The sequence below is a fragment of the Acrocarpospora catenulata genome, assembly GCF_018476525.1.
Classification (GTDB): domain Bacteria; phylum Actinomycetota; class Actinomycetes; order Streptosporangiales; family Streptosporangiaceae; genus Acrocarpospora; species Acrocarpospora catenulata.
Genome location: NZ_JAHCST010000015.1, coordinates 125,872 through 138,965 on the forward strand (window position 1 = coordinate 125,872; position 13,094 = coordinate 138,965).

The window sequence follows — 13,094 nt, forward strand, 5'->3', positions numbered from 1 at the left end:
GTTGGACCCTGCCGCCTAGTTAACTCTCACAGTAAGGATCTCCGTATTCTTCGTACAGTGCATCGTAGTCAATCCGCAGGAGCCGTACGTCGGGCTGGAAGAAGCGGTTCAGATCAAATGGATTACCCGTCAGCCGCTCACCGATTCTGACGCACGACTCCTGCCAGACCTCCCGGACGGGAATACCATCATTGGATTCCTCTCCTGGCGTATCGCCCGACTGATGTCGCACAAGAGAACCGCTCTCGAATACGAGTCCCTCCAGATGCGGGTCGATCGCATCGGGAGCAAGGCCCTGGCGATGCGAGGGGTCGTTCACGTTGAACATCGCCGTTATAGGATCGAACATCACGGGCATGAAGCGGACGAGGATCCGGCCGCCTACCGCGTAGGTGACCGAATTATTCCCATCGATATCCCAGAACACAGTGAGCACTCGTCGAGAATTCTGACTCAGCGCGATTATCTGGGCGGTCAAGGAGAATCCGGATGCCGTTAGTTCGAGGATCTCCGTCCAGCCGTTACGGGGAGGCGCGACGATCGCGGCACGCCCTTCCTCATCGTCATCCGTTGGGACCGCCCGAAGCGCGGATACCAGGGTCGTCACATCTATGTCATCGCACCAGGTAAGACAGAATGGCCAGGGAAGGTCGGTGGCGAAGTCCATGGAAAGTCTCGTTCTCGTCCGGCAAGTTTAAATGAGCCTGCGGGCCCTCGTAGGCGTTTGCATTAGGCAGACCCTCGCCCACTATACAGAGGCCAGACGAGGCCATTACCGGGGTCAGCGGGGACAACCAATTCTGGGTGCCGATCGAACCCTAGCCCGTAGCTGAGTGAGGGAGAGCCCGTTGATGGCCCTCCCTCACTCCTGGGCCGCTCGCCGTCATGGCACCGACTCCATTCATGCTTGTCCGGCAGCTTGATCTCGCTGCAAACAGAATGCTAGTGCCGGTCTTCTTGACATCGTCAGCCACTTCCCGGTCTCCGCGGGGGATTCTCTGGTGAGCCCTTCTTGATCACCTGCCGTAGAATGTGTCCCATGAATGCTCCCGATACTCCCCGCTACCCTTGGGCTGAGCGTCTCCGTACCGCCTATGCCGGCCCGGACGCTCTTCCGTATCCGCCTGATTGGGTGGGCATGGATCCTGCGAGCGAAGCCGAGATCCGTCGGCAGGAGGAACGTCTCGGTCGGCGTCTGCCACCGAGTTACCGGGAGTTTCTCCAGGTGAGCAACGGCTGGGACGAACAGTCCAGCACCAGTCTTCACCTGTTGCCCATAGCCGAGGTCGGCTGGACTCGCGACGTCGCCCCGCATCTCGCGGAATGGGGTCCCCCACCGGGCACCCCGATCCGCGAGATGCCCAGCGATTATTTCTTCGACTACGACGCCCCCCAGGACCCGGATTACTTCGAAGTCGGGGACCACATTCCACACACGCTGCACATTTCCGAAGACGTCGAGGGCCTCATCTACCTGCTTGATCCGTACGTCGTCACCTCCGGCGGTGAGTGGGAGGCGTGGTTTCTCGACCTCACATCCGCGATCGGCGGGAGACGCTACCGGTCGTTCTGGCACTTGATGGAGCATGCGTTCCGCGGCCACCCGTACTGACCAGAGATTGGTGTGTCATCCGTCGTGTCTGATTCCTGGAGTGGAGTCGTGCGTCGCTATCGGTTGGGCGTTCCCTCCATACTCGTCGGGGGCGGGTACGTGGTGTCGCTGCGGTCGCTGCCGTGTCCGCGCTGCTCAGCGGCGATATAGGGATTCTCTGGCGGTTGACGCTCTTCGTCGAAATGGACGAGGACCGCGCTGGCGAGACACCGGAACCAGTACGGACCGCTGACGGCGGCGTCACTGGAGCGGATCCGCGCTAAGCTGCTGGACGATCCCTCAACTGGTGTCCTTCGTGGACGGCGTCCGCGCGGATCCCCTGTTCCCGCTGTGGTGGCTGGCCGCGCTGCGCGGGCTGCGCCGGGGCGAACAGGCCGGCCTGCGCTGGATGGATCTCAGCCTGGACAGCCAAATTCGCAATGGCCCAGCAGTTCGTGCACGTACGTCAACCGGAATACCCCTTGCATCCAAATCGCGACCGAAGCCGACCCGAGTAGTTCGCCGGGCGGGATCATTGCCCCACCAGTCCGGCGTCGTTGAACCGTTTGACCAGACTGGGCTTACCCTGGTGGCGTTCCCGCAGGCGAGTGAACTGCCCGGTGAACTCGCTCATCCGGTCATCGCGGTAGGCCAGTTCCCGCAGGTCACGCAGTATCTCGACCGCCTGGTCGTACTCGCGGGGCTTCTTGGTGTCGATGAACGCCTCCACCCGCGCCCACGCCCGCTCACCCTCCCCGGCGAGTTCGGCGAGGTGGCGTTCGCGGGCCTGCTTACGTTGCTGTTCCCGCCGCTCCAGCTCGGCCGCCCGCAGCGCGGCTTCCTCCCGCTGGCGGGCCTGCCGTACCTGGCCGGCCGCGTCCAGCAACTGCCCGACCGTACGCCGAGGGCCGTCGGCGGTCGCGGCCGGGCCGGCGAACTCCCGCCGCAGCTCCAGCTCCACCCGTGCGGCATCCCCGGTGGCCACCCGCAGCAGCAGGGCGTCCTTGCGGGCCTCCGTCAGCCCTTTCACCCACGCGGTCAGCGCGGCTCGGTCATCTCCCGCGGCGTGCGCCGCCGGACTGGCCTGCGCCGCGACCGTCAGCAGGTCGTCATCCAGGCGCAGGAAATCGGCCAGAGCCCGCTGGGCGGCGGTCAACCCACCGAGCCCGGCCGGAACCGGCGGCTCAAGCTCGTCTTCCTCGTCGTAGTCGAAGGCGTCCTCGTCACGTTCCCAGACCCCGTAGGCCGACAACCAGGCCAGATACAGGGGCCGCAGGTCACCTGCGGCCAATTCGGCTCGTACCCCGACCAGTGAGGACAGCATGTGGTCGAGGTCGAGATCCCAGGTCTCCTCTTCCTCCTGGCTGGTCAGGTCCACGATCACGTGTCCGCCGGAGGTCCACGCGCACACCTGCTCGCCCACGGCGTACTGCTCGGTGGTGGCCAGGTCGAGCAGCGACGTGGGGAGGCGGAGCATGAGACGGCGGGTGCCCCAGTTGGCGTAGTAGAGATGGGCGTCGTAGTAGCGCTCCATCAGCTTGTTCGGGTCGCCCTTGAAATCGCCCCACTGGTAGTCGTTGGTGAAACTGGTGGCGGTGATCTGCGCCCTGGTCGACAACGCCCGCACCTCGGCCTGCTGCCGGTCGGTCAACGGTCGGTCCAGAGCCAGGAACTCGTAGTACTGGTACTCGCTCACGTGCTCACCCACCCCAGCGCCGGTAGGCGGCGATCCACTCGGCTCCGGCCGGGGGCGGCTCGGGCAGCGGCAGGTCCAGGATGCCGATCAGCTGCCGGTGCTTCCCATGGCGGCAGATGGCCGCGATGCCGGTTCCTGGGGAGTCCTTGACGCCGGTTACGGTGACGGGGACGCCCAGCACGGTCGTCTCAAAAGGCACCTGGAGGTTGTCCTGGAGTACGGCGGCGAACGCTGCCCGCTGCTCCTCCTCGTCATAGGCGTCGAGGGTCGCCTCGGCGATCAGCTCATCCAGGCGGTCATCGGGAATGTCGGGGGCCACGGGCGACCACGATAGCGAGCAGACTTCTCATGGCCGACTTTGTCCCGCTACGAATGCGCCGCCCGATACGCCTCCCAGATTTCGGGGCGAAGACATCCCTTGCCGGGCACGTCCAGGCCGCCAGGCCCGGACGCACCTGAGCCGATCCACAAGGTCGGCGGTAGATCTTTTGTCGAGCCTCGCAGGTTCACGATCGTGCTCGCGACCTTCGTGGTTGGAAGTCGGGCTTGGGATGGCGTAAATGGGATGATGCGAGGCCATCGGCCGGAGGATGGTCCTCGTCCGTGTTCTCGGCGGGCAACGTCGCGTTGAGCATCACCGTGCGGGCAGGCTGCCCAGGCGTTTGCAGGCGTTCGAGCAGCAGCTTCCCGGCGACCTGACCAAGCTCGTACGCCGGTTGATGGATCACCGAGATCGCGGGTGTGAGCAGGCTGGTCCATGGCGCGTCGTCGAAGACGACGATCTCCACGTCGATGCTGGGCCGCAGCTGCCGGTCGCGCAGCACCTGGAGGACGCCGACTGCCATCATGCTGTTGGCCACCAGGATCGCCTCGACCGGACCGGCGTCGGTCCCGTCGAGAAGTTCGACGGCGGCGAGGTGGCCGCCCTGCTCGTTGAAGTCGGCGTAGCGGATCAGGCTCTCGTGCAGTGGCAGGCCGGCCTCGTGCAGCGCCTCTCGGTATCCGAGGACCCGCTCGCCGGCGGTGAAGACCCGGCGCGGCCCGGTGATGCAGGCGATCCGCCGGTGCCCGCGGGTGATCAGGCGGTCCACGGCGGCCCGGGCCGCCCTGCGGGAATCGATGAGAACGGTGTCGACGGCGAGGTCCTGCCGTAGCGGACGGTCCATGGTGATCACTGGCAGCCCGCGGGCGAGCAACCGGTCGACCGGGCTGGTGGGCGAGGTAGGCGTGATCAACACGCCGGATACCCGGAACTGTTCGGCGATACTCAGGTAGCTCGCCTCCTTGTCCGGCCGCTCGTCGGTGTTGCAGAGAAGCAGGGAGTAACCCTCGGATTGAGCGATGTCTTCGATCCCGCGGGTGACCTGGGTGAGGAACGGGTTCTCGATGTCCGCGATAATCAGCGCCCAGGTGGCGGAGGACTGCTGGCGCAGCGATCTGGCCAGCGTGTTCGGCACGTAACCGAGTTGCCGAGCCGCCTCCCGCACGCGCCGGGCCGTCTCCGGCCGGACCGCGGTGTCGGAGGCGAAGACCCTCGACACCGTGGCCGTCGACACCTCGGCGAGTCGAGCCACGTCACGGATGGTGATCGTCAAGTCAGGCCTTTCGCGACGGCGGGCCCCTCTGTCTGAGGCGGAAACAGAGTACCGGCTCGCCGTCAAGGTACGTCGTCTCGGCCCGAAGCCGACTGTAAACGATTACATAAAACCTGGCAAGATGCGGTCGATTTTTGGCCAGGATGCCGCGTGGAGGTGATCATGTAATCATGAAGTTGCTGGTAGCTGACTCTTGTGCGAACCATGTTGGTCATGTAATCGTAACGCATCCGTTGGCCCAACAAGGTCCTCACTCGTGGAAGGAGCCCCTGTGAAGCGGCACAAGAAATCCGCCGCCGTCGCAGCGGCGACGGCGTTCAGCATCGTTCTCGCCGGGTGTGCCGGCAGCGCCAGCAAGCAAGACTCCAGTGACGAGAGCGGCTTAAGAGCGCTGACCTTCCGCTCCTGGAGCCCGATCGAACAGACGACTCGGCAGATGGTCGACGCCTTCACCAGCGCCAACCCCGACACCAAGATCGACGCGACCATCTTCAACTATCCCGAGTACCTGGTCGACCTGCAGACCCGCGCGTCGTCCGGCACCATGCCCGACATCATCGGCCTGCAGCCCGGCGCGCTCACCCAGCAGTACCGGTCGAACCTCCTGCCGCTGCAGGACTGCGCGCAGAAGACGTGGGGCGCCGACTGGCAGAAGAAGTTCTACCCGATCGGCATCGACCAGGCCCGGCTCGGTAACCCAGCCGGCGACGAGAACTTCTACTCGCTCCCGTTGCTGGTGCAGACGGTCAACCTGTGGGCCAACACGGAGATCTTCGAGGCCGGGAACGCGCAGATCCCGAAGACCTGGGATGAGCTCGTGGCGGTCGTGAAACAGCTCAAGGGCGGGGAGTACGCGCCGTTCATGTTGCCGGCCAAGGACAGTTGGCTCCGCAACGTGGTCTTCCTGCAGATCGCCAACAACGTCGAGCCGGGCCTGGTTTACCAGGCCGAGGACGGCTCCGACAAGTGGACCAACCCGAAGATCGTCGAGGCCTTCACGTACTGGGGCAAGCTGTTCACCGACGGCATCGCCCAGGACGGCGCGATCGGGCTGGACGCCTACCCGTCCGGGGCGAACCAGTTCGAGGCGGGCAACGCCGCGATGATCCCGCTCGGCGCCTGGTGGATCCAGCAGTCCGACCCGAGCAAGACGGGTATCCCGCCCCTGTCCGAGGGCATGTCGGGCTACCAGCCGTTCCTGTTCCCGACCATTCCGGGCGGTGCCGCGCAGTCGCAGTACGTCGGCGGCATCGACGTCGCACTCGGCATCTCCAAGAACACGAAGAACCCCGACCTGGCCTGCAAGGTCCTCACCGACTGGATCGCCGGCGCGGGTGCCCAGAAGTTGATCAACACGTTCAACGACCTGCCTGCGGTGACCGGCCTCAATCCGGAGAAGTTCACCAGCGACAAGCAGCAGCAGATCTGGACGACGCTCACCACCGAGTGGATGCCCCAGGTGAAGTACTCCCGCTACCTGAAGAGCCCGCAGCTGGACACCGCGCTCGGAGACGCGCTGTCGGCGATCGCGACCGGCCAGCTCACGCCGAAGGCCGCTGCCGACAAGATGCAGGCCGAACAGGAGAAGGTCGGGGGTTGAGCGGCGAAAGCCGCCGGTATCCGCGGGCGGGAGTGAACTCCCGCCCGCGGCAATGGAGTTGACCATGACTTACGTAAAGATCGACAAGACCTCGGTACGCCGGGAACGGCTTGCGGGAACGATGTTCCTGCTACCCGCCTTCCTGCTTTTCGTGCTCTTTGTCGTCTACCCGATCGTCTACAACGTCCAGGCCAGCACCCTCGACTGGGACGGGGTCAACCAGGGCGTCTTCACGGGGCTTGGCAACTACGCCCGGCTGTTCGACGACCCGATCTTCATCACCACACTGAAGAACTCCGGGTGGTGGATCCTGCTGACGATCATTCCGCAAGCGTTGATCGGGTTCTTCCTGGCGCTGCTGCTCAACGAGAAAATCCGCGGCCGCGCGATCTACCGCGCGATCTTCTTCGTCCCCGCGGTGCTTTCCCCCGTCGTCGTCGGCATCGTCTGGCAGCGCATGCTTGACCCGTTCAACGGTGTGTTCGTCAAGGTCGGCCAGGCGACCGGGCTGGACTTCCTGGCGCGCGGCTACCTCGCCGACCCGGAGACGGCCATCTTCGCGGCGATCGTCGTCAACGTCTGGATGTGGACCGGCTTCTCCATGCTGTTCTACCTGGCGGGCCTCCAGCTCATCGACAGCAGCGTGCTGGCCGCAGCCAAGATCGACGGGGCGAGCACCTGGCGTACCGTCCGCAGCATCATCTGGCCGATGCTCCGGCCGACCCACCTCTCCCTGCTGCTGCTCGGCGTCATCGGCTCGCTCAAGACCTTCGAACTGGTCTACGTACTCACCGAAGGCGGCCCCAACCACGCCTCCGAGATGCTCCCGACCTACACCTTCAAGCAGGCGTTCCAGCTGCAGAGCGTCGGCTACGCCTCGACCATCAGCGTGGTCCTGCTCCTCATCGCGGTGGTCAGCTCGTTGTCCATGGTGCGGGCGTTCGGCTCGGGTTTCCTCACCGGAGACGCCAAATGAAGACCGCAGAAGAGACAACGACGGCCGCCCCGGCCGTCCCGACCCAGGCCGCCACCCGCGCGAGTCAGCCGCTACGCCGCCGCCTGCGCTGGGAGCACGCCGTGCTCGCGCCGATGGCGGCGCTGTGGCTGATCCCGATCGCGATGGTGATCGGGATGTCGCTGTTGCCCACCTCGAACCCCAAGACCACTGCCTTCGGGATGTTCCCGGCCGAGCCGTCGTTGGGCAACTACGTCGAGATCTGGACTAACAACCCGATCCTGCGGAATCTGATCAACAGCGCGCTGATCACCGTCCCGTCGGTGCTACTGGTGATGCTGTTCGGCTCGATGACGGCGTTCGCGCTGGCGCGCCTGCGGGTTCCGCTGAAGGCGGTGATCTTCGGAGCCCTGACTCTGGCCCTGATTCTGCCCATGTCGAGCATCGTGGTGGCGGTCTTCAAGATCTTGCAGAGCATGGGGCTGTACAACAACCTGGTCGGCCTCGTGCTGGTCTACACCGCGCTGGGCCTGCCGTTCGCGGTCATCATCATCCGCACATCGTTCCTCGCGGTGCCCGAGGAACTGCACGAGGCCGCCTCGCTCGACGGAGCGAGCAAATTCACCGTCTACTGGAGGATCTACCTGCCGCTGAGCAGGCCGGCACTCGCCGTGGTCGCGGTCTGGCAGTGCATGTCGTCCTGGAACGATTTCCTGCTGCCGCTGGTCACCCTTCAGGACAACGAGCTCAAGCCGCTGACGCTGATCCCGCTCGCCTATCGCGGAGTGTTCCTCAGCCAGCCCGGGGCGCTCTTCGCCGTCCTGGTGCTCATCTCGCTGCCGATCGTCGTGGTCTTCCTCGCCGTGCAGCGGTACCTGGTCAACGGCCTGTCCGGAGCGATCAAATGAGCCTCTTCGGCGTTGACCTGGGCACCAGCGGGGTACGCGTGGTCGCGCTCTCGGCCGCCGGGACCGAGATCGCCGGGGCGGCGCGGGCAACGGCGCTCAGCCGGCCCGGTCCCGGTCTGGTGGAGACCGACGCCGAGGAGGTGCTGGCCGCCGCGGCCGGCCTGCTCGCCGAGGTCGCGACCCACCCGGCGGTGGGCGCCGACCCGCCCGAGGCGATCTCGTTCAGTGTCCAGGGCGAAGCGGTGCTCCCCGTCGGCAGGAACGGGCACGCGCTCGCGCCGGCGCCGGTCAGCATGGACCGGCGCGGCACCGAGGTAGCGGATCGGGTCGCCGCGGAACTCGGCGCCGATCGGATCCAGCACATCACCGGACAACCGGCACACCCGATGTTCTCGCTGTACAAGATCGCTTCCGGTGGTCCCGGCTGGACAGGTTCAGCGGTGCACGGCTACCGCTGTCTGGGTGACTACGTCGCCGGCAGGCTTGGCGCCCGAGCGGCCATGGATACGAGCATGGCGGCCCGTACCGGGGCCTACGACGTGGAAGCCGGGGTCTGGTCGGCCGAACTGACCGGCGCCGCCGGGGTCGACCCGGATCTCCTGCCCGAAGTGGTGCCGGCCGGGACCGTGGTCGGCACGCTCACCGCCGAGGCGGCCCAGCTGACCGGGCTGCCGGCCGGGCTGCCGCTGATCGTCGGTTCGCACGACCAGGCAGCCGCGTTCCTTGGCGGGGGTGGACGGCGCGGCGCGATCTCGGTCGTCTCGTTCGGCTCCAGCGACTGTCTCACCGTGGGCACGGCTGGGCGCCCCCGTGAGTTGACCGGCACCGGCCTGGCCTCGTACCCGATGGGCGACGGCAGCTGGCTGACGCTGGCCGGCACCGCCGCCGGCGGCTGGGCTCTTGACTGGTTCGCGACACTGGTCGGCGTCGCCGACCCGGCGGAGCGTGACGCGCTGTTCGAGGCGGCGTCCGCCGAGCCGCCGCAGGTGCTGGTTCTGCCCTATTTCGCCGGTTCAGGGACGCTGGACAACGACCCGCTGGCTCGCGGCGCCGTCGTCGGGCTCACCCTGGGCACCTCGCGCGCAGACCTTGCCCGGGCATTCCTGGAGTCGTTCGGCTTCGAGATCCGCAAGATCGTCGACGCGCTGGCCGAGCGGGACGTCGCGGTCGGCGTGGTGCACGCCGTCGGCGGCGGCGCGCGCAGCCTGCGTTCGCTGGCCATCCGGGCCGACGCGTCCGGTCTGCCGCTGACCTCGGTGCCCGGCCACGCGGCCGCCCGTGGCGCGGCGCTGCTGGCCGGCGTCGGCATCGGCCGCTACCCCTCGATCGCCGACCTGCCCGCCCCGGAGTGCCGACCGGCCATCCCGCCCGACCCGGTCACCGCTACGTGGTACACCGCGCAGTCGCGCCGGTTCCGGGACCTCTACCCGACCCTTCTTCCGCATGACCGCAGCTATCCCCATCTGAAGGAGCAACCGTGACCGAGTTCGACCTGCGAGCCGTCAAGCAGAACGTGCTGGACTACTGTCTGCTGTCAATGCAGTACGGCCTCAACTTCAATACCCAGGGCAACATCAGTGTCCGGCTGCCCGGCGAGAACCGGTTCCTCATCACGCCGACCGACCTTGAGTACGACCGGATGACCGCCGACGACATGGTGGTCGTCGACGCCGATGCGAACGTGCTGGAAGGCCCGCACGAGCCCTCCTCCGAGGTGACCGTCCACCTGGCTGTCTACCGCAGGCGCCCGGATGTGAACGCGATCGTGCACACCGAGCCCGTCTTCGCCAACGTCTTCGGCGTCGCCGGGGAGCCGATCACCGGCTCGCTGGTCAACATGGTCATCTACACCAAGGGCGATGTCCCGATCATGCCGTTCGCGCTCAGCAACCGCACCGAGTTCGGCGACGCCATGTGCGACGTGATGGGTGATCTCAACGCGGTCGTCTGGGCCAACCACGGGCTGCTCACGGTGGGAACCAACCTGCGGGACGCGTTCAAGACCTCGGTGGCGGTGGAGAGCGCGGCCAAGGTGCTGGTGTACTCGCGGGCGCTGACCGACAAGCCGGTCGTCCTGGACTACAAGACGCTCGGCATCACCGAGTCGCTCTGAAGGGCGGACAGATGGCACTGGTCACTCTCCGCCAAGCGCTGGACGAGGCCCGCCGCGGCGGATACGCCGTCGGAGCGTTCAACGTCAGCGATGTCGTACAAGCCGAAGCGGTGTTGGACGCCGCCGCCGAGACCGCGTCGCCGACCATCCTGGCAGCGCTGGCCGGGGTCACCGCCCACGCGAGCGACGAGCGGTTCTGGGCCGGCCTGCACCGGCTGATCGACGGTTACCCCGAACTGCCCGTGGTGCTGCACCTGGACCACGGCCCGCACCCGGCCGTCTGCCTGCGGGCGATGGACCATGGCTTCACCAGCGTGATGATCGACGGCAGCCTGCGCGCTGACGGCACTCCGTCCTCGTTCGCCGAGAACCTCGCCGTCACCGCCGAGGTGGCCGCCGAAGCGCATCGCCGGGGCGTCTCGGTCGAGGGCGAGCTCGGCACGATCGGCGGTTCCAAGACCGACGGGTCGCGCGCGGCGATCGTGCTCGCCGACCCGGAACAGGCCGGCGAGTTCGTGGCGGCGACCGGGGTGGACGCGCTCGCGGTGGCGATCGGCACCTCGCACGGCGCGTACAAGTTCGACACACCGCCGGACAGCACCGTGCTGCACATGACGCTGATCGAGAAGATCGCAGCCCGGGTGCCGGACACCCACCTCGTCATGCACGGCTCGTCGTCGCTGCCGGCCGAACTGCGCGAGCAGAACAACCGGCACGGCGCGCGCCTGCCCGAGTCATGGGGCGTACCGGACAGCGAGAAGGTCCGGTCGATCGCCATGGGCGTACGGAAGATCAATCAGGGCATGGATTCGCACCTGGCCTTCACCGGCGCCGTGCGCGAAGCGCTCGGCGCCGACCCGCTCAACGTCGACCCGGCCCCCTATCTGCGCGCCGGACGGGCGGCCATGCAACGCATGGTCGCCGCGCGGATGCGCATCTTCGGACAGGCCGGACACGCCGGCGACTACCGCGCTCGGTCGCTCACGGAGATGGCCGTCCGCTACTCGGGAGGCAACGCATGATCGAGCACGTCTATCTGGTCGCCAACGGCGACCAGCGGCTTTCGGCCAACCTGCTCTGCTGGCCTGCCCAGCAGCGGTTCGAGGAGCTGCTCACCGCCGCGTTCACCCGCCGGGGCGTGACCGTAACCCGAGCCCACCCGGCCGAAACGCCTGACGGGCATGGCTTCATCGCCAGCCAGGCACAAGGGCTGGCCGTGTTGGGCGGCATCCCCGAGAACGCCGCGGTGGTGATGGCCGAGGGCGTGTGGCAATTCTCCCAGCAGGTTCTCGGCGGGCTGTTGCGACACCGCGGCCCCATCCTCACCGTGGCCAACTGGGAGGGGCAATGGCCGGGGTTGGTCGGCCTGCTGAACCTCAACGCCTCGCTCGCCAAAGCCGGCCGGTCGTTTGAGACGGTATGGAGCCGCACGTTCGACGACGAATGGTTCGAACTCCGGCTGGAGGAGTGGCTGCGCGACGGCACGATCCGGCACGACCTGTCGCACGTCAAGCCGTTCGACGCCTCGTCGGTCGATGGCCGGGCCCGCGAGGCCGCCGACCACGTGGTCGATGGGCTGCGCCGGGACGGCGCCATCCTCGGGGTCTTCGACGAGGGCTGCATGGGGATGTACAACGCGATCATCCCGGACGAACTGCTCTTCCCGCTTGGTGTGTTCAAGGAGCGGCTCTCCCAGTCCGCGCTGTACGCCGAGACCATGTCGGCGACCGAGGAGGAGGCCGTCGCGGCGCTGCGCTGGCTGACCGACCGTGGGATGACCTTTCATTTCGGCACCGATCCTGACACCGAACTGACCCGCGAGCAGGTGCTGCTCCAGTTGCGAATGTACGCGGCGGCCGCCCGGATGGCCGACCGGTTCGGCTGCGACGTGATCGGCATCCAGTACCAGCTCGGCCTCGCCGACGTGCTTCCCGCCTCCGACCTGGCCGAAGGGCTGCTCAACAACGCCGACCGGCCGCCGGTCACCCGCGCCGACGGCACGGTCATCCGCGCGGGCGCCCCGATCACGTTGTTCAACGAGGCCGACGAATGCGCCGGCCTGGACGCGCTGCTCACCACCCGGGTCAGCAGCGCCCTCCGCCAGCCGGTGGAGACCACCCTGCACGACGTGCGCTGGGGCGACCGGGATGCCGGCGGCACCGTCAGCGACTTCGTCTGGGTCTTCGAGATCTCCGGCGCGGTGCCGCCCGAACATCACGTCGGCGGCTATGCCGGCACCGACTCGATGCGCCAGCCCGCGCTCTACTTCCGGCTCGGCGGCGGCACCGTCCGCGGCGTGGCCAAGCCCGGCGAACTGGTCTGGTCACGGATCTTCGTGGAGGGCGGCGAACTGCACATGGACCTCGGCCGGGCCACCGTGGTGGAGTTGACCGCGGCCGAGACCGAGCGACGCTGGTCCGAGACCACCCGGCAATGGCCGATCATGCACGCCGTACTGCACGGGGTGACCCGCGACCAGTTCATGGCCCGGCATCGCTCCAACCACATCCAGGTCAGTTACGCCACCGACGCCGCCGCCGCTGATCAAGTGCTGGCCGCGAAGGCGCTGACCGCCCACCAGCTGGGCATCCAGGTCAACCTCTGCGGCGTGGCCGCGGACGGCGCGGAGGCCTGAA

Annotated in this window: 12 protein-coding genes; 8 read left to right on the top strand and 4 right to left on the bottom strand. The window is 67.0% G+C overall.

What is annotated here, in order from left to right:
- Positions 1 to 19 precede the first annotated feature (19 nt).
- Positions 20 to 667 carry a hypothetical protein gene (locus KIP79_RS18270; RefSeq protein WP_214106032.1) on the bottom strand — a complete coding sequence of 216 codons (648 nt, stop codon included), beginning with the start codon at positions 665 to 667 and terminating at the stop codon, positions 20 to 22.
- Positions 668 to 1,039: 372 nt separating this feature from the next.
- Between KIP79_RS18270 and KIP79_RS18275 the strand changes: the two genes are divergently transcribed.
- Positions 1,040 to 1,612, top strand: coding sequence for an SMI1/KNR4 family protein (locus tag KIP79_RS18275; protein ID WP_214106033.1), 573 nt, complete (start codon positions 1,040 to 1,042; stop codon positions 1,610 to 1,612).
- A gap of 511 nt (positions 1,613 to 2,123) precedes the next feature.
- Here the strand turns inward: KIP79_RS18275 and KIP79_RS18280 are convergent.
- The 3 genes from KIP79_RS18280 to KIP79_RS18290 all read right to left on the bottom strand — a co-directional run bounded on the left by KIP79_RS18280 (position 2,124) and on the right by KIP79_RS18290 (position 4,861).
- Complete coding sequence (locus KIP79_RS18280; RefSeq protein ID WP_308169772.1) at positions 2,124 to 3,299, bottom strand: hypothetical protein; 1,176 nt, start codon at positions 3,297 to 3,299, stop codon at positions 2,124 to 2,126.
- Positions 3,292 to 3,606, bottom strand: coding sequence for a calcium-binding protein (locus KIP79_RS18285; RefSeq protein WP_308169773.1), 315 nt, complete (start codon positions 3,604 to 3,606; stop codon positions 3,292 to 3,294). The genes KIP79_RS18280 and KIP79_RS18285 overlap by 8 nt, the downstream gene beginning before the upstream one ends.
- Positions 3,607 to 3,793: 187 nt before the next feature.
- Positions 3,794 to 4,861, bottom strand: a complete 1,068-nt coding sequence (locus tag KIP79_RS18290; protein ID WP_214106034.1) for a LacI family DNA-binding transcriptional regulator — start codon at positions 4,859 to 4,861, stop codon at positions 3,794 to 3,796.
- 292 nt (positions 4,862 to 5,153) lie between these two features.
- Between KIP79_RS18290 and KIP79_RS18295 the strand changes: the two genes are divergently transcribed.
- From KIP79_RS18295 to KIP79_RS18325, 7 genes are all read left to right on the top strand, one after another.
- Positions 5,154 to 6,482 (top strand): ABC transporter substrate-binding protein, encoded by a 1,329-nt coding sequence (locus tag KIP79_RS18295; RefSeq protein ID WP_214106035.1) that lies wholly within the window; start codon positions 5,154 to 5,156, stop codon positions 6,480 to 6,482.
- Positions 6,483 to 6,546: 64 nt separating this feature from the next.
- The gene (locus KIP79_RS18300; protein WP_214106036.1) at positions 6,547 to 7,458 is read left to right on the top strand and encodes a carbohydrate ABC transporter permease; all 912 of its coding nucleotides are present in this window, start codon (positions 6,547 to 6,549) and stop codon (positions 7,456 to 7,458) included.
- Positions 7,455 to 8,345: a carbohydrate ABC transporter permease gene (locus tag KIP79_RS18305; RefSeq protein WP_214106037.1), complete on the top strand. Its 891-nt coding sequence runs from the start codon at positions 7,455 to 7,457 to the stop codon at positions 8,343 to 8,345. Before KIP79_RS18300 ends, KIP79_RS18305 begins: the two co-directional genes overlap by 4 nt.
- Complete coding sequence (locus KIP79_RS18310; protein WP_214106038.1) at positions 8,342 to 9,826, top strand: FGGY-family carbohydrate kinase; 1,485 nt, start codon at positions 8,342 to 8,344, stop codon at positions 9,824 to 9,826. The genes KIP79_RS18305 and KIP79_RS18310 overlap by 4 nt, the downstream gene beginning before the upstream one ends.
- Complete coding sequence (locus KIP79_RS18315; protein WP_214106039.1) at positions 9,823 to 10,458, top strand: class II aldolase/adducin family protein; 636 nt, start codon at positions 9,823 to 9,825, stop codon at positions 10,456 to 10,458. Before KIP79_RS18310 ends, KIP79_RS18315 begins: the two co-directional genes overlap by 4 nt.
- 11 nt (positions 10,459 to 10,469) lie before the next feature.
- On the top strand, positions 10,470 to 11,480 hold the full coding sequence (locus KIP79_RS18320) for a ketose-bisphosphate aldolase (RefSeq protein ID WP_214106040.1): 1,011 nt from the start codon (positions 10,470 to 10,472) through the stop codon (positions 11,478 to 11,480).
- Positions 11,477 to 13,093: a hypothetical protein gene (locus KIP79_RS18325; RefSeq protein ID WP_214106041.1), complete on the top strand. Its 1,617-nt coding sequence runs from the start codon at positions 11,477 to 11,479 to the stop codon at positions 13,091 to 13,093. The genes KIP79_RS18320 and KIP79_RS18325 overlap by 4 nt, the downstream gene beginning before the upstream one ends.
- The last annotated feature ends 1 nt before the right edge of the window (position 13,094 follow it).